Here is a 14,743-nt window from a genome sequence, read left to right on the forward strand (position 1 = left end):
TTAGGTCTCGCATTTCGAGTTCTATAAGAATTTACGGGAGGCATTTAATAGATGAGTCACAATAATTTTATATTATCGCCATTAAGTACGATATTAAATGATGTAACCACCGCTAGTTTGGGGGCCGGCTCAGGAATAGAGACCTTCCCTTTGTGCGATTATGTGATGCAATCTGTTTTTTTAAAACTGACTGGAGCCCAAGAGCAGAAAATGAAGTGTATCCGCTGGGCGCTTGCATCAGATGATTACGAGTATCGACACAATAAGCTCAATAAGAGAGACTTTGGTGATTGCTCTACATATAAAGATAAAGAGTCAATCTACAAAGATTTAGTGACGCAGATCATCAAAATTGGAAAGTCAGATTTTAATGACAACTTCATAGACAAGCAAAAAATATTAAATCAAACTATAGACACTATCAGGGATTGTTTTGTCGGTACAAACTTATATGTTTGGGCCGAAAATAGCTTTTTAGACTACAAGAAGATCTCTCCAAAAATAGATATTTCGCACTTCGCTAGAAACAAAACCAATCTATTAACTGGGATCGCTATAGAAATTTACACTGACCATTTATATAGACATCGAAATCGAATTGCGCATAACACATTATCTTATCAGCAAAACCTCCCTACACTGCGAGTGCTAGAAAGTGAAACCCAAATATACGAAAATTATTTCTTGTATTTTTATCTATTAATACTAATAGACAACGTATTTATTGACTTATACAAAAAATATCTAGAAACCTTAGAAGAATTCCCTAGCTAGCCGTTTTATATATGCAATGATTTTTGCCAACATTAGGGGGCGACTAACAAGACTTAAAGATGTAGATTTTATTCTCGAGTTTGACTCACTCATCAATGCAATGAGCAATTCTAGTTAACTCGTTAGCTTGGTTGTCAAGGCCAAAGTCATCATCATAAGTACACTCTAATTTATCGCGAACTATTCTAACTTCAGCAGCGAGTCGCCTAAGCTCTTGCTTTATATTGTCGATATCGGCTTTTGAATTTGGTGTTCGGTCTATGCTTTCGGCCTTGAAATTACCAACGCTTTCTAAGTTCAATGAGTAAGTTTGGTGTCCCATGGCATTAGGTTTTCGTTCTAGCATTTTCTCAAATCCTAATTTGGTTAGGTACTCTTCGCTTTCTTTAGTATTAGCGGTAGCTTTTTGCTCAGACCTACCTTCCCAAGATAGAAAAGGGAATATATGGTCATGCAACGCACGACTTAAATACCCTCTCTTGCGATATCTTTCTAATGCCAACCAGTGAAGATTATCCTCTTTCATGTCGTATATAATTGCCACATACTCGATCTCATTCTTAATGAGAAAGAACCTTTTATTCTCTTCGTTACTTATTTTCCCCATCGGCCTTTCGCTCCACACTAAAGCGACTTCTACCGTTGGGCTTATTTTAAAGCTGGAAATCGGGATCGACCACTTACCAGAATTGGCAGTGTCAATATAGCTTTGGAGGGTTTCATGATTCATGCCTGATTCTCTCTCAATAATTATTAGTGTTTCATCAAGCTCAGACCCGTTTAATTGTAGTGTAGTAATAAAGCTTCATGCAAGGCGATCCTTAAGTTATTGATTTTTCTTTGTCGTGAAGTCGCGCCTTAAAAATAAAGTGTCATACTCAATGGTGGCGCCTAATCAAAGTTCGTCGAAACTCGTGTAATAAAGTATCATACTTATATGCGGCTTGAAGCTCTCAATTCAAATCGCTAATCACCATCATGAAAGTAACTGGGCTGCTTTTGGCAAAGTAATGGGGTTCTGTTTTATCTGCTAACTTCGTAAATAGTGAACATCATTGATAATGTAATGGATGTCCTCGGAAGCGAAAACTTCCAATATGAATAGAGCCCTGGGTCGTCAAACACAGCATGATCTCAAGTGAGGTAGATGTGATGAAGACATACAAAAGCAAACTCCCTATCAAACATCCAGGAAAAGTCTTTCGCGAGCGCTTCCTATCTCGATACGATATAACTGTGAAAAATGCTGCACAAAAACTTCGTTTACATCCGTCGAGCCTATCGCGATTTTTAAATGGCCAAATGCCCGTATCATGTTTATTAGCATTGAAGCTTGAAGTTGCAACGGGAGTATCTGCACAATTTTGGGTAGCTTGGCAAAATGATTATGATTTACAGCAATTAGAAATTTTACGAAAAGAGCTAATCGATGCCGAGCCACTTTTAGATACAGCATAAGGTAGCTACAGCGAAAGGTCTTTAGTATCACTTTATTCTGTAAATTATCATTTATTTCTGTATCTCACACCTTGCGGTACGTTCAATGGAGATATTCAGAGCTCGCGCTCTACCCCAGAACAAATTCTTAAATACCTTGGTAAAATTTCTGGGCCTTTTCTCGATCGCATTGATTTGCAAGTAGATGTGCCGCGGCAACCCGATGCGCTGCGCAGAACCAGCACAACAAGTAAGGTAACTAGCGCTCATTTGCAACAACAAGTGATAGCGGCGCAAGAGATACAACTAGAGCGCCAACAATGCTTGAATCATGCACTCTCGCCGAAGCAGCTCGAAATTGTTGCGAAGTTAAACGAGAACGATCATGATTTTCTGGTAGCCGCCATGGAAAAACTTTCGCTTTCGCACCGTGCTTATCATCGAACGCTACGATTAGCGCGAACAATTGCTGATTTAAATGGCGATCTTGGGCTAAATCGAGAGCATCTGCTCGAAGCACTTAGTTACCGTGCGCTTGATGCGTTGTTAACTCAACTGCGTGCTTTGTAATTGAGCTTGTAGTGCATTTCTCAGTGTATGTTTGCTATTCTGCGTATTCATTGGTTTGAATTGCAACATGCAAGAGGGTACCTATGCAGCACGAGCAGGATTCACAAACAGAGCAGCAACCGAATAAGCTTCCGCCTATGGCAATACAGCAGCGTATTATTTTCATTAGTTTAGCTATTATTTTACTCACTATTCCAGTGTGGTTTGATGCTGTAGTGATGCCTGGCGATTACGTTTTTGTATGGCGTTGGACAGAATCACAAATAATTTTCGAAAGCATGATTACGGTTGGCTTTTTAATCTCTGCCATTGCTGGCTTCTTTATTCTTCGCCGAGCTGCACTTGGTTGGCAATATTGGAAAATCGCCCGTTTGGGGATAAGCATTTGGATAGCCATGTTGGTATTGCTTACCTTATTTAGTTTGCTAATTTACTATGCCGGCGATCAGAAAGTACGTGCAGAGTTCGAAGGCGAGGGTTATACGGTAACGGCACTGGGTTCAGGTAGCGATGAGAACTCCCAGTTCTTCGTGGTAATGAGCTGTGATCAGCGTGGTATGTACAAGCGGGTAATTCACATTGATCGTTTTATTGGCGCCGATAACGTTGAATTCCGAACTGACGGCGAAAACTTGAATGCGCATTACACCATTGACGGGCGAGAGCTACGCTACCAAACCTATGCGCTTCCAGAGCTTTATCAGCAGTGCATAACGGGTGAATCGCCGCGGCCCTTCGAACAATAACTATCTTTTAAAAGATAGCTGCCGAATAGATACAATCGCGAGACAAATAAAAACGCCGCATTCGAGCGAAATAAGCTTGATGCGGCGTTTTGTATTGGGCTCTGCTTAATAAAGCCTAGCTTTCAACTTCAATATTGGAAGTTATCTTCCCAACCCCAAGGTGCGGGTGGTGCTTCCACTTCTTGGCTTAAATCAACATCTACGTGAAACTCACGATTCGGGCGCGATAAGCGGTACCGGAATGTGTTTTCATCAGGAAACGACATCCACCAAGTGTTGGTGATAGAAACAGTAGCATCTAGCTGCGTGAACAATTGCTTGCTGTATTCATCGGCTGGAAATGCTTGAGAATCTGGCGTGCCCAACGTAACTGTAGTGCCGCCATACATGGTCATTGGATCATCGCTACCATCTTCGAGGCGGTGGTCATGCTTAAGCTCTAACCCCATCTGGGTTTTTGTGATAATCCATGTGCGTGAATGGTTATCACCAACATGCAGAGGAATACGGATACGGTTTTCAGTACATTCGCGCACTTCAATAACGATGCGGTTGTTCATCCAAGTGGCATCAGTTTCTGGATTACCGGAAGTAACTTGGCCTTCGTAAGCTTTACCACAGTGTTCTGCAATAGTGTTAAAGAAAACCTCTTGTGGGTTGGGCTCCGCTGGCGTACATGCAGCAAGTGCAGCGGCCGCTCCTACTACGAGTAAATGCATTTTATTCAGGCGCATAGTATTTCCTCATTTTTGTTGAATCCGTTCCAACTAAAATAACATAGAAACAACTGGCATGGATAGTAAGCGCCTTGTCGCGTAGAATATGCGCAAAGTAAAATACACCGCGAAATAAAAAGGCAGGCTCATGAAGGTTTATAATAACGCTTTAGAAATGATTGGTAACACGCCAATGGTTCGGGTGAACCATATCGATACTGGCCCTTGCGAACTGTATCTGAAACTAGAAACACAGAATCCAGGCGCTTCGATTAAAGATCGCATTGCCGTAACCATGATCGCGGCCGCCGAAGAGCAAGGTAAGATTAAACCGGGCGATACTCTTATAGAAGCTACCGCAGGAAATACCGGCTTAGGTTTAGCTCTAGTAGCCGCGCAAAAAGGCTATAAATTAATTATCGTGCTGCCTGATAAAATGAGCCGCGAGAAACTCTATAATTTGCGTGCTTTAGGTGCGGAAGTAATTGAAACGCGTTCAGATGTGCAAAAAGGCCATCCTGAGTATTACCAGGATTTAGCATTACGCCTTTCAAAAGAACGTAACGCGTTTTATATCAACCAGTTTGAAAATCCGGCGAATGTGCAAGCGCATTATGAAACTACTGCACCAGAAATTTGGCAGCAAATGGAAGGCAACCTTGATGCGTTCGTATGTGGCGTTGGCTCTGGTGGCACACTTACCGGTGTTGGCCGTTATTTACGCGAACAAAAAGCAGATATCGATTTAGTGTTAGCCGACCCTGATGGGTCAATTTTGGCGCCACTAATTAATGAAGGTAAAGAAGTTGAAGCGGGCAGCTGGCGCGTGGAAGGCATTGGCGAAGATTTTATCCCAGTGATTTGCGAAATTGCATTGGCCGGTAAGGCTTATAGCATCAGTGATAAAGAATCGTTCGCTACGGCGCGTGAAGTATTGTTGAAAGAAGGCATTATGGTGGGTTCTTCAAGCGGAACCTTAATTGCTGCAGCATTGCAGTATTGCCGCGAACAAACCGAACCGAAGCGGGTTGTTACGCTGGCCTGTGATACCGGTTGTCGGTATCTATCGAAATTATTTAACGATGAGTGGTTAGCTGCTCAAGATTTAAGTTAAGAGGTATTTTATTTATGCGCGATACAAAACATTTAGCATTTGCCACCCGCACCATTCATGGTGGCCAAGAACCAGAGCCAATTACAGGCGCGGTAATGCCGCCCATCGTAACAAGTTCTACTTATATTCAACCAAGCCCAGGTGAGCATTCTGGTTTTGAATACTCGCGCTCGCAAAACCCAACGCGTTTCGCGTGGGAGCGTTCTGTAGCAAACCTTGAAGGCGGTAGCCGTGGCTACGCGTTTGCCTCGGGTATGGCCGCAACAGCAACTATTCTTGAGTTACTCGATACTGGTGATCATGTAGTAGCGATGGACGATCTTTACGGCGGCAGCTTCCGTTTGTTCGATAAAGTGCGTGGCCGTTCAGCAGGTTTAGATTTCAGTTATGTTGATTTAACCGATATGCAGGAACTCACCGCATCGTTTACGCCGAAAACTCGCATGGTGTGGATAGAAACCCCAAGCAATCCAATGTTAAAGCTAGTAGCTATTCGTGCGGTTGTTGCAAAGGCGCGGGAACACAACCCCGATATGATCGTTGTGGTTGATAACACCTTCGCTACGCCATACAACCAATTACCTTTAGCATTAGGTGCAGATATCGTAATGCACTCGGCAACCAAATATTTGAACGGCCATTCCGATATGGTGGGCGGTATTGCGGTGGTGGGTGAGCGCGAAGATCTGCAAGAGCAAATGGCGTTTTTGCAGAACTCGATTGGCGCAATTGCCGGGCCTTTCGATAGTTACTTAGCGCTTCGTGGTGTGAAAACATTGGCGTTGCGAATGAAGCACCATAACCAAGCTGCATTAGAAATTGCAGAGTGGCTTGAGCAACACCCGCGAGTGAAAACAGTGATTCATCCGGGTTTAAAAAGCCACCCGCAACACGAACTAGCGAAACAGCAAATGAGTGGCTTTGGTGGCATGATTTCAATTTTCTTAGATGGCGATTTGGATACTGCGCGCCGTTTCTTGGAAGCAGTTGAAATCTTTGCCTTGGCTGAATCTTTGGGTGGCGTAGAGAGTTTGATCGAGCACCCAGCGATCATGACGCACGCTTCAATTCCAGCTGAAAACCGCCAGAAACTCGGTATTCACGATAACTTTGTGCGTATTTCAGTGGGTATTGAAGATACCCAGGATTTGATTGCTGATCTTGAGCAAGCACTGGAGAAAATGTAATGGCGGTTGCTCCATTTCATTTGGCTATTCCCGTAGATGACCTCGATAAAGCTCGCGCCTTTTATGGCGAGCTTCTGGGCTGTGGCGAGGGCCGCAGCAGTGATCATTGGATTGATTGGAATTTTCATGGGCATCAGCTGGTAACTCATGTTGCGCCCGACCGTTTGCTGCCGCCAGTAAGTAACCCGGTAGATGGCCACGATGTGCCTGTACCGCATTTCGGTGTAGTACTGGATATGGAGAGTTGGGAAGCATTGGCGGCTCGTGTTCATGAAGCTGGCATTAAATTTGTTATCGAACCCTATGTTCGGTTTAAAGGAAAGCCGGGCGAACAAGCCACCATGTTCTTTTATGATCCGGCCGGCAACGCACTCGAATTTAAAGCCTTTGCTGATATCGGCCAGTTGTTTGCCAAATAATTTCTTTGGCAATTAAACACTTGTACTAGCTAAACAATGGCGCGGAGTTATATAACCGTGCACTCGCCATTGAAGGCGGCCATTACCAAACAAGAATGAGCTGGAACGATAATTAATAAATCGCCCAGCTCTAATTCTTTCAGCATGGCTTCGGGCACCCGCACTTTTCCATGCTCCTGCGAAACACCTACCAGTTGCGCCCCTTGAATAGGGCTACCCCAGCCGTTAGTGGTTTGGTGCATTACTTGCCCGAACACTTGCTTGCCATCGATAGATACCGAATCTTTACTAAAATGTACGGCACCACCGTGCACCACTACCTCGTTGCGCTCTGGGTAAATACCAATAACAGGGCAGGCCACTGCTAGCGCTACATCGGGCCAATCACAAGCGCCAATGCGCTGTTGTTGCCAATCGTAAAATACGTAGTTACCTGGCCGAATTTCATCGGCACCCGGGAAGCTGTCCATGCGGCTGCACGTAGGTGTATCGCCTACTGAAATTCGCAGTTCATTGCGCGGAATATTCAAGTTTTTTACTAATTCAGCCAACCGCTGCAGGCTTTCTTGATGAATTTGGGCAATCCCATGCTCACCACGCGTGGTGTAGCTATTACCAGCGTGCAGCAGCAAACCGAGGCTCCGTACCTGTGGCATTTTTCGGGCCTGCTCAAGAATTAAATTAATACTCTCGTGCTCGCGCCAAGCAATACCGGTGCGGCCATAGCCTGCATCAATTTCAACATAGATATCTACCGGGCTAAGTAGGCGCCCTACAGTTTTTAAGCTTTCAGCATTTTCAATGGTGAGCCCAAGGCGAAGTTCACGAGCTAAACGGTTATAAGCAGGCAATGCCCTTGGGTTTAGCGGAATTGCCAATAGAATATCTTGCCAACCGGCATCAGCGAAAGTTCGTGCCATTGAGGCAGAGGAAACCGCAATCGGCGTTTCTGCAGGCTTACCAAACCATTTGCCTATTGTTACAGATTGGTGGGTTTTAAAATGTGGGCGTAAATCAACGCCTGCGCTTTCCGCCTTTTCTTGCATGCGCTTAATGTTGCGCTTACTTCTTCGGCTATCTACAAGTACTTGCGGGCCGGTAATGGTGTTCCAATTTAGGCTCATTCGGCTTTCTCCAATAAGGTAACCGGCCAAGGTAGGCGGCTTACATCAACATTGCCACCGCTTAGAATTAACCCCAAGCGTTTACCTTGAAAGCGTTCAGGGTACTTGCAAACAGCTGCAAAAACGGTAGCTGAGGAAGGCTCCACCATTACTTTCAATGCTTGCCAGAGCTGCTGCATAGCGATAATTACTTCATTTTCAGAAACTAATAGCACTTCTTTTACATAGGTTTGAATTACTGGAAATGTGTGATCGCCTAAACTTGTGAGTAAACCATCACAAATGCTTGTGGGCGGCCGCGCACGTTGAATACTTCCAGCCTGCAATGATAACCATGCATCGTTGGCGAGCTCAGGTTCAATGCCAAAAACTGGAATGCTTTGGCTGTGGCCTACCATGGCGGTTCCTGATAACAAACCGCCACCACCTAGGGGGCTAATTAAAGCATCAAGATCAGGAACGGCTTTAACTAATTCGAGCGCTGCGGTGCCTTGCCCAGCCATAATCAATGGGTGGTTATAAGGTGGAATAAATAAGCGTTGGCTTTGGGTTCGCTTTTCTTCAATAAAGGCTTCTCGGGCTGCCATGCCAGGTTCGATTTCAATGATTTCAGCGCCGTTGTTGGCAATGTTTTCTTTTTTAACACGGGGGGCGTTATTGGGAACCGCTACTTGTACTGGAATACCTAAAATACGGCCCGCAGCTGCGAGCGCCGCACCGTGGTTACCAGAAGATACCGTATAAACTCCTTGCTTGCGTTGCTCGGCGGTGAGATTTAATAACGCATGCATGGCTCCACGAAACTTGAATGCGCCAGTGCGCTGCAGGTTTTCGCATTTAAAGAATAATTGGGCATTGGCGATAGAATCTAGCACCGAGCTTTGTAGCACTGGTGTTTGCAAAATATAAGGCGCGATCAGCTTTTCAGCTCGATTAATTAAATCAAGATTCAAGGCATCGGGCCCAGCAATGTGCTGCCATCCTGTCACGTTTCTGCTCCATAAAATCGATAAATGCAAAGGTATAAAATATATCTAGCAAGAGTATATCAAGGTAAGCCTACCTCACCAGTTTTGTTTCCGCTTTTTCAAGGTTATACTGCAATTCTAGTTAATAAATTCAAAGCATTAAAATACGCTCAACCAATCAAGGAATATCAATGGATACCGTTACGGCCGCAATAACATTGTTATTGATAATGAACCCTCTTGGGAACTTGCCAATTTTTATCTCGGTATTACGCCATGTAGATCCTAAACGGCGAAGAAAAGTGCTTATACGTGAACTATTGTTTGCGTTGGTATTTATGTTGTTGTTTCTCTATTTGGGTACAAGCTTGCTAACATGGCTTGGCTTGCGCCAAGAATCGGTAAGTATTGCGGGTGGTATTATTCTATTTATTATCGCATTACGGCTAATTTTTCCGCAGCCGGGTGGGGTGTTAGGCCTGCCCGCTGGTGATGAGCCCTTTATTGTTCCTTTAGCTATTCCATTAATTTCTGGCCCCTCGTTACTTGCCGCCTTGCTGTTATTAGCAAACCAAGCACCTGATCAAATGCTTGATTGGACAATAGCCTCGGTTGCTGCATGGGCTATTTCTGCTACGATTTTGTTGTTTAGTGGTTTTGTACTCAGAGCTCTTGGCCAGCGTGGGTTAAACGCGATTGAGCGTTTGATGGGGATGATTTTGGTGATGATCTCAGTGCAAATGTTCCTCGATGGCATCATGGCATATCTTGCCAAATCGGCGGTTTAACATAGTAGGCAATAAGGCAGGAAAAATGGCACGGAAAACAACATTTCAAGAGATACGCGAGCTCGATTTAAAGCATCAAGGTGTGCTTGCAGCCTATTTATGTGAACGCATGTTACCAAACTACGATTTGTTCCACGAAAGCACCGGCTTTGGCGATCCAAAGGTGCTTCGCGGTGGCCTGAACGCAGTTTGGGATAAACTTTCGGTGAATAAAGGTAGTGATTGGCAACGTTGGCAAGAAAAACTTGAGGAATGTACCCCAAACGAGCAGGATTTCGATGTGCTCGGTATGTTTCCAGCTATTGCTGCGTGTACTGCGCTGAGTAGTTTAATGCAAGGCATTGAAGATAAAGATGGTGCTCCATTGCTCGATGTGGCAAAAATTTCTCAAGGCTCGGTGGCCCATTTTCTTGAGCTCGGTGAGCTTGCAAATATAGATGATGCCGGTGAACGAGCGGTAGCTATGGATGAACATCCTTTGAGTGCGTATGAAATAGAAGTACAACAAGCCATGGTTGGTTTTCTGCAAGATACAGCAGTAATTGATAAAGAGCTCGTGCGCGAAGTACGCGCCATTGCCCGCGAAGAAGGGATATCGAACCTCGGCCTTTAGGCCGAGGTGTTTGGGCCCTTACCACTTGTTTGCTGTTCTTCTTGTTGCTTTAGTTGTTGTTTTTGTAACGCCATCATCCAGCCAATAATTCCAAATAAGAAAATGAATAAATAATCTTTTCCTTCAGCTTTTATCGAGCTTTGAAATGCAGCATAGAAAATTAGCATTTGTAATAAATGCAGCACCACTACAATCAATAGAAGTAGCAAAAATAACGCAAATGCGTTGCCTGGAAAGGGCATAAATAAGTTAGCTAGCAGTACTAACCAAAGTGCCGTAAACAATACTTGGCCAATGATAATCATAGAGCGCATATTTCTTCCTTCCTAAACTTCTTAATGTAAGCTTTTCAGCTCAGCTAAAACACAAAATCAATAGAGCTAATTATTACCCACAATGATTACATTACGCCACGCGATACAATCGATAAACTACTTGGCCAGCTTTCTTTTCACGATGTAGCTGCCAGTTTTCCGGAGCACTTACAGTAAGTGATTGCTCACTTTCAATATATATCCAACTCCCTTCGGAAACGAGGTTAGCGGTGTGCAAGCCTTCAATGCAATCTTTCAGCAAACCCTGATGAAAGGGTGGGTCGAGGAAAACCACATTAAACGTACCTTCAAGTTGTTTCAGGCTCTGTATGGTATCGCCGGTGAGCACTTTAGTAATAGGTTTATCATTACCTTTCAGCAACGTAGCTATATTTTCGTTGAGTTGTTTATTTGCCGTAGGCGATTTCTCAACAAACACCACCTCGGCCGCGCCCCGCGAAAGAGCTTCTAAACCTAAACTGCCACTACCGGCGAAAGCATCGAGAACGCGCGCGTTTGGCATTTCAAATTGTAACCAATTAAACAACGTTTCTTTTACCCGATCGGTAGTTGGCCGCAGGCCCTCGAGATCAAGAACGGCAAGTTTGCGCCCACGCCATTGGCCGCCGATGATGCGTATTTGGCCGATTTTACCGGAGCCTTTTTCAGTTGCTTTGCGATGTTGTTGCGCCATTCTTACCTCGAAGCTTGATATGCCGAACATTGTACCCATTATCACAGCTTTTGTCGCGGGCTTGGGCCGTACACATAAGTTCGGAACAATGCTATTATCGATACTTCGTTTTGATGTATTTGGAATTCTTAGTTATGGCAAAAAAACGTTCTCTTTTTTCCTCTTTATTTGGCCGCAAACAGGCGGACGAAGAGCTAGAACAAAAGCAGCAAGATAAAAAAACCGATGATGTGGATTCTTCAGTTTCAGATGAAAAACCTGAGCATAGTGCTACCACCGATTCTGTTTCCGAAAGTAAGAAGCCCGCCCAAGAGCCTGCGCAAACAAATCAGCGTGAGGGCACTGATTTACCCAGCGCGGTAGATGATGCAGCGGCCATGCAAAGCAAAATTACTCCGCCGCCTGCTTCATTGCCAGAGCCTGCAGTTGAAGCCAAAACACCTATTGAGCAAGAATCTATCGAGCAAGCTCCAGCAAACGCAACCGAGCCGGCAACAAAAAACGCTACACAAGATCGGCCACAGCGCACCAGTTGGTGGCAACGCTTACGCCAAGGCTTACAAAAAACCTCGAGCTCATTAGGTTCAGGCTTAGCAAACTTATTTGTTGGCAAAGAAATTGATGAAGAATTATTTGAAGATTTAGAAACTCAGTTGCTGATGGCCGATGTGGGCGTAGAAACAACCGGAAAGATTATCGAGCAGCTTACCGAGCACGCTTCACGCAAGGAGCTAAAAGATGCTGGGCTTCTGTACACAAAACTAAAAGACGATATGGCAGAAATGCTGGCGCCAGTGAGTAAGCCGTTAGATCTTGAAAAAAGCAACGGGCCCTTTGTAATTCTTATGGTGGGTGTAAATGGCGTTGGTAAAACCACCACCATTGGGAAGTTAGCGCGGCAGTTCCAAAGTGAAGGTAAATCGGTAATGTTAGCGGCTGGTGATACATTCCGAGCTGCAGCGGTTGAGCAATTGCAAGTGTGGGGCGAACGCAACAGCATTCCAGTAATTGCCCAGCATACAGGTGCCGATAGTGCCTCAGTGATATTTGATGCTGTGCAGGCGGCAAAAGCCCGTGGGGTTGATGTATTGATAGCCGATACCGCTGGGCGTTTGCAAAATAAAGCAAACTTAATGGAAGAATTGAAGAAAATTGTTCGTGTAATGCGCAAGCTCGATGAGGCAATGCCTCATGAAGTATTGTTGACGTTAGATGCGGGAACAGGACAAAATGCTATTAGCCAAGCAAAATTATTTAATGAAGCGGTTGGTGTTACCGGCTTAGCTATGACCAAGCTTGATGGTACCGCGAAAGGTGGTGTTATTTTTGCATTGGCGAACCAATTTAAAATCCCTATTCGTTATATCGGTGTGGGTGAAAGCTTAGAAGATTTACGGCCATTTGTGGCCACAGAATTTGTAGATGCACTGTTTTCGAATACAAACGGCGACAATGCCAGTGCTGCAAACTCACCCCAAAAAGGTGCGCAATAAACTTGAGCTGAAGGGCCTCTGATGATTCGTTTTGAACAGGTAAGTAAAACATATCCAGGTGGCTTTCAGGCCCTGAACCGCGTGAACTTTCAAGTAGCGGCAGGGGAACTCGCTTTTCTCACTGGCCATTCTGGTGCCGGTAAAAGTACGTTGCTGCGCTTAGTGGCATTGATGGAACGGCCAACTTTAGGCCGTGTGCTCATTAATGGCCATGATCTGAATAAAATAAACCGCAGGCAAATTCCGTATTTGCGCCGAGATATCGGCATGATCTTTCAAGACCATCGCTTGCTTATGGATAAAACCGTGTTTGATAATGTGGCGTTACCTCTTTATATCGAAGGTTACACCCAATCAGAAGCACGTAAACGAGTTCAGGCAGCTTTGGATAAGGTAGGTTTAGGCGGGCAAGAACGTAAATATCCGATTATGCTCTCTGGCGGCGAACAACAGCGCGTAGGCATTGCCCGTGCGATTGTGAACAAGCCACCGTTGCTACTAGCCGATGAGCCTACGGGTAATCTCGATCCAACACTTTCTTTGGAAATTATGAACCTGTTTGAATCATTTCATCAGGTAGGTGTTTCGGTTCTGATTGCTACCCATGATTTGGCCCTCGTAGCGCGAATGCGGCATCGTAACTTAGTGTTAAGAAATGGCGCTATGATCGATGATGGCTTGGCTTCTGGCGGTTACGAGCCTCTTGATGAAGGGGCTTACTAATGGGTTTCTTATCGCGTAAATCTGATCAGCGCAAAGGCGCAAAAGCGGTGAAGATATCGGCAGGCCGCCGCTTTCTGATGTTCTTTGTAAATAATTTTCAGCAAGCTATTGGTAGTTTAGGTGAACTTTCGCGCACGCCCATGGCATCGTTAATGACGATTGCAGTGCTTGGCTTGAGCCTCACGTTGCCAACCACTTTATATGTGGTGGTAAAAAATGCGCAAAGTATTAGTGCCGAATGGGATAACGCCGCTGAAATTAATGTGTTCTTAAGAAAAGATTTAAGGCCACAAGAAATACAAACATTCCGTGAACGCGTGCGCTTAATGGCCGAAGTGGAGCGGGTAGAATTTATTGATAAAGAAGCTGGGCTAGCTGAGTTTCGGGCGAACTCAGGCTTTGGCAGTGCCATTGATTATTTGCAAACGAATCCGCTTCCCGATGTTTTGGTAGTAATACCGGCGGCTGATTTCCAAAGCGTTGAGCGCGCGCGAATGCTGCTTACTACTTTGGAACAAGAGCGCGAGGTGAGTTCAGCGAGCCTTGATTTAAAATGGTTAGAGCGCCTACAAGCTTTAGTTCGCGTAATTGAAAACAGCTTTGCGGCGTTGGGGTTGTTGTTGTGTACGGCGGTAGTGCTGATTGTAGGCAACACGATTCGCTTAGCTATCTTGAACCGACGCGATGAAATTATGATTATGAAACTAGTAGGTGCAACCGATGCCTACATTCAACGGCCGTTCCTGTATACCGGCTTTTGGTATGGCGTGGTGGGCGGTATTATCGCGTGGTTGGCTACTACCATTTTAGTGATCTGGATAGATTCATCGATCGTAAAATTTAGCAGTTTGTACGAGAGCGATATGAGCCTGCAAGGCTTAAGTTTGAACGATATGCTGGTAGTATGGTTGGTTGCAATTGGCCTTGGTTTATTTGGCTCTTGGATAGCGGTTCGCCGACATGTAAGTGCAATTGAACCTCGTTAGGCTATTGCTGTCGAAGCAATCAACACTGTCATCAAATGGTTACATTATTAGGGTATAACATACTTGCAAGGGCGCGA

The 14,743-nt window shown here is 44.8% G+C and carries 18 protein-coding genes; 12 read left to right on the top strand and 6 right to left on the bottom strand.

The annotated features are described in order from the left end of the window. The first annotated feature begins 51 nt into the window (after positions 1-51). Positions 52-774, top strand: coding sequence for a hypothetical protein (locus A28LD_RS09720; RefSeq protein WP_007420909.1), 723 nt, complete (start codon positions 52-54; stop codon positions 772-774). Between the two features lie 85 nt (positions 775-859). Here the strand turns inward: A28LD_RS09720 and A28LD_RS09725 are convergent, their stop codons facing one another. Beyond that, positions 860-1,504 (bottom strand): hypothetical protein, encoded by a 645-nt coding sequence (locus tag A28LD_RS09725; protein ID WP_007420910.1) that lies wholly within the window; start codon positions 1,502-1,504, stop codon positions 860-862. Between the two features lie 422 nt (positions 1,505-1,926). Here A28LD_RS09725 and A28LD_RS09730 point away from each other — a divergent pair, with 422 nt between their 5' ends. The 3 genes from A28LD_RS09730 to A28LD_RS09740 all read left to right on the top strand — a co-directional run bounded on the left by A28LD_RS09730 (position 1,927) and on the right by A28LD_RS09740 (position 3,527). Then, positions 1,927-2,232 carry a HigA family addiction module antitoxin gene (locus A28LD_RS09730; RefSeq protein ID WP_007420911.1) on the top strand — a complete coding sequence of 102 codons (306 nt, stop codon included), beginning with the start codon at positions 1,927-1,929 and terminating at the stop codon, positions 2,230-2,232. Between the two features lie 57 nt (positions 2,233-2,289). Continuing rightward, positions 2,290-2,781, top strand: a complete 492-nt coding sequence (locus A28LD_RS09735) for an ATP-binding protein (protein ID WP_272941161.1) — start codon at positions 2,290-2,292, stop codon at positions 2,779-2,781. Positions 2,782-2,864: 83 nt separating this feature from the next. Next, positions 2,865-3,527 carry a hypothetical protein gene (locus tag A28LD_RS09740; RefSeq protein WP_007420913.1) on the top strand — a complete coding sequence of 221 codons (663 nt, stop codon included), beginning with the start codon at positions 2,865-2,867 and terminating at the stop codon, positions 3,525-3,527. Between the two features lie 128 nt (positions 3,528-3,655). On the opposite strand, the gene A28LD_RS09745 is transcribed toward A28LD_RS09740, so the two are convergent. Beyond that, positions 3,656-4,261 carry a hypothetical protein gene (locus tag A28LD_RS09745; RefSeq protein WP_007420914.1) on the bottom strand — a complete coding sequence of 202 codons (606 nt, stop codon included), beginning with the start codon at positions 4,259-4,261 and terminating at the stop codon, positions 3,656-3,658. A gap of 130 nt (positions 4,262-4,391) precedes the next feature. Between A28LD_RS09745 and A28LD_RS09750 the strand changes: the two genes are divergently transcribed. From A28LD_RS09750 to A28LD_RS09760, 3 genes are read left to right on the top strand one after another with little or no spacing between them, the layout of a single operon-like run. Further along, positions 4,392-5,357, top strand: a complete 966-nt coding sequence (locus A28LD_RS09750) for a PLP-dependent cysteine synthase family protein (protein WP_007420915.1) — start codon at positions 4,392-4,394, stop codon at positions 5,355-5,357. 14 nt (positions 5,358-5,371) lie between these two features. After that, positions 5,372-6,544: a trans-sulfuration enzyme family protein gene (locus A28LD_RS09755; RefSeq protein ID WP_007420916.1), complete on the top strand. Its 1,173-nt coding sequence runs from the start codon at positions 5,372-5,374 to the stop codon at positions 6,542-6,544. Beyond that, the gene (locus A28LD_RS09760) at positions 6,544-6,963 is read left to right on the top strand and encodes a VOC family protein (RefSeq protein WP_007420917.1); all 420 of its coding nucleotides are present in this window, start codon (positions 6,544-6,546) and stop codon (positions 6,961-6,963) included. The genes A28LD_RS09755 and A28LD_RS09760 overlap by 1 nt, the downstream gene beginning before the upstream one ends. Positions 6,964-7,010: 47 nt before the next feature. Here the strand turns inward: A28LD_RS09760 and A28LD_RS09765 are convergent, their stop codons facing one another. Further along, complete coding sequence (locus tag A28LD_RS09765) at positions 7,011-8,087, bottom strand: alanine racemase (protein WP_007420918.1); 1,077 nt, start codon at positions 8,085-8,087, stop codon at positions 7,011-7,013. Next, positions 8,084-9,076 (bottom strand): threonine ammonia-lyase, encoded by a 993-nt coding sequence (locus tag A28LD_RS09770; RefSeq protein ID WP_007420919.1) that lies wholly within the window; start codon positions 9,074-9,076, stop codon positions 8,084-8,086. The genes A28LD_RS09765 and A28LD_RS09770 overlap by 4 nt, the downstream gene beginning before the upstream one ends. Positions 9,077-9,246: 170 nt before the next feature. Here A28LD_RS09770 and A28LD_RS09775 point away from each other — a divergent pair, with 170 nt between their 5' ends. Further along, on the top strand, positions 9,247-9,843 hold the full coding sequence (locus A28LD_RS09775; RefSeq protein ID WP_007420920.1) for a YhgN family NAAT transporter: 597 nt from the start codon (positions 9,247-9,249) through the stop codon (positions 9,841-9,843). A 25-nt stretch (positions 9,844-9,868) separates the two neighbouring features. Next, on the top strand, positions 9,869-10,456 hold the full coding sequence (locus A28LD_RS09780) for a YjaG family protein (RefSeq protein ID WP_007420921.1): 588 nt from the start codon (positions 9,869-9,871) through the stop codon (positions 10,454-10,456). Here A28LD_RS09780 and A28LD_RS09785 read toward each other — a convergent pair. Continuing rightward, positions 10,453-10,770 (bottom strand): DUF1145 domain-containing protein, encoded by a 318-nt coding sequence (locus tag A28LD_RS09785; protein WP_007420922.1) that lies wholly within the window; start codon positions 10,768-10,770, stop codon positions 10,453-10,455. The two genes, A28LD_RS09780 and A28LD_RS09785, sit on opposite strands and share 4 nt — an antisense overlap. A 91-nt stretch (positions 10,771-10,861) precedes the next feature. Further along, positions 10,862-11,464: a 16S rRNA (guanine(966)-N(2))-methyltransferase RsmD gene (gene rsmD / locus A28LD_RS09790; RefSeq protein WP_007420923.1), complete on the bottom strand. Its 603-nt coding sequence runs from the start codon at positions 11,462-11,464 to the stop codon at positions 10,862-10,864. Between the two features lie 134 nt (positions 11,465-11,598). Between rsmD and ftsY the strand changes: the two genes are divergently transcribed. From ftsY to ftsX, 3 genes are read left to right on the top strand one after another with little or no spacing between them, the layout of a single operon-like run. After that, positions 11,599-12,957 (top strand): signal recognition particle-docking protein FtsY, encoded by a 1,359-nt coding sequence (gene ftsY / locus A28LD_RS09795; RefSeq protein ID WP_007420924.1) that lies wholly within the window; start codon positions 11,599-11,601, stop codon positions 12,955-12,957. 21 nt (positions 12,958-12,978) lie between these two features. Beyond that, complete coding sequence (gene ftsE / locus A28LD_RS09800) at positions 12,979-13,680, top strand: cell division ATP-binding protein FtsE (RefSeq protein ID WP_007420925.1); 702 nt, start codon at positions 12,979-12,981, stop codon at positions 13,678-13,680. Beyond that, positions 13,680-14,666 carry a permease-like cell division protein FtsX gene (gene ftsX, locus A28LD_RS09805; protein ID WP_007420926.1) on the top strand — a complete coding sequence of 329 codons (987 nt, stop codon included), beginning with the start codon at positions 13,680-13,682 and terminating at the stop codon, positions 14,664-14,666. The genes ftsE and ftsX overlap by 1 nt, the downstream gene beginning before the upstream one ends. Positions 14,667-14,743: the final 77 nt, after the last annotated feature.

Origin of the sequence: Idiomarina sp. A28L, assembly GCF_000218785.1 — a bacterium.
In the GTDB taxonomy this organism is placed as follows: Bacteria; Pseudomonadota; Gammaproteobacteria; order Enterobacterales; family Alteromonadaceae; genus Aliidiomarina.

Excerpts from the sequence above, each read along its gene's own strand:
- A28LD_RS09785 (WP_007420922.1), bottom strand. The coding sequence starts at position 10,770 with ATGCGCTCTATGATTATCATTGGCCAAGTATTGTTTACGGCACTTTGG.
- ftsY (WP_007420924.1), top strand. The coding sequence starts at position 11,599 with ATGGCAAAAAAACGTTCTCTTTTTTCCTCTTTATTTGGCCGCAAACAG.
- A28LD_RS09765 (WP_007420918.1), bottom strand. The coding sequence starts at position 8,087 with ATGAGCCTAAATTGGAACACCATTACCGGCCCGCAAGTACTTGTAGAT.
- A28LD_RS09775 (WP_007420920.1), top strand. The coding sequence starts at position 9,247 with ATGGATACCGTTACGGCCGCAATAACATTGTTATTGATAATGAACCCT.
- A28LD_RS09740 (WP_007420913.1), top strand. The coding sequence starts at position 2,865 with ATGCAGCACGAGCAGGATTCACAAACAGAGCAGCAACCGAATAAGCTT.
- A28LD_RS09730 (WP_007420911.1), top strand. The coding sequence starts at position 1,927 with ATGAAGACATACAAAAGCAAACTCCCTATCAAACATCCAGGAAAAGTC.
- rsmD (WP_007420923.1), bottom strand. The coding sequence starts at position 11,464 with ATGGCGCAACAACATCGCAAAGCAACTGAAAAAGGCTCCGGTAAAATC.
- A28LD_RS09750 (WP_007420915.1), top strand. The coding sequence starts at position 4,392 with ATGAAGGTTTATAATAACGCTTTAGAAATGATTGGTAACACGCCAATG.
- ftsE (WP_007420925.1), top strand. The coding sequence starts at position 12,979 with ATGATTCGTTTTGAACAGGTAAGTAAAACATATCCAGGTGGCTTTCAG.
- A28LD_RS09755 (WP_007420916.1), top strand. The coding sequence starts at position 5,372 with ATGCGCGATACAAAACATTTAGCATTTGCCACCCGCACCATTCATGGT.
- A28LD_RS09760 (WP_007420917.1), top strand. The coding sequence starts at position 6,544 with ATGGCGGTTGCTCCATTTCATTTGGCTATTCCCGTAGATGACCTCGAT.
- A28LD_RS09725 (WP_007420910.1), bottom strand. The coding sequence starts at position 1,504 with ATGAATCATGAAACCCTCCAAAGCTATATTGACACTGCCAATTCTGGT.
- A28LD_RS09745 (WP_007420914.1), bottom strand. The coding sequence starts at position 4,261 with ATGCGCCTGAATAAAATGCATTTACTCGTAGTAGGAGCGGCCGCTGCA.
- ftsX (WP_007420926.1), top strand. The coding sequence starts at position 13,680 with ATGGGTTTCTTATCGCGTAAATCTGATCAGCGCAAAGGCGCAAAAGCG.
- A28LD_RS09720 (WP_007420909.1), top strand. The coding sequence starts at position 52 with ATGAGTCACAATAATTTTATATTATCGCCATTAAGTACGATATTAAAT.
- A28LD_RS09780 (WP_007420921.1), top strand. The coding sequence starts at position 9,869 with ATGGCACGGAAAACAACATTTCAAGAGATACGCGAGCTCGATTTAAAG.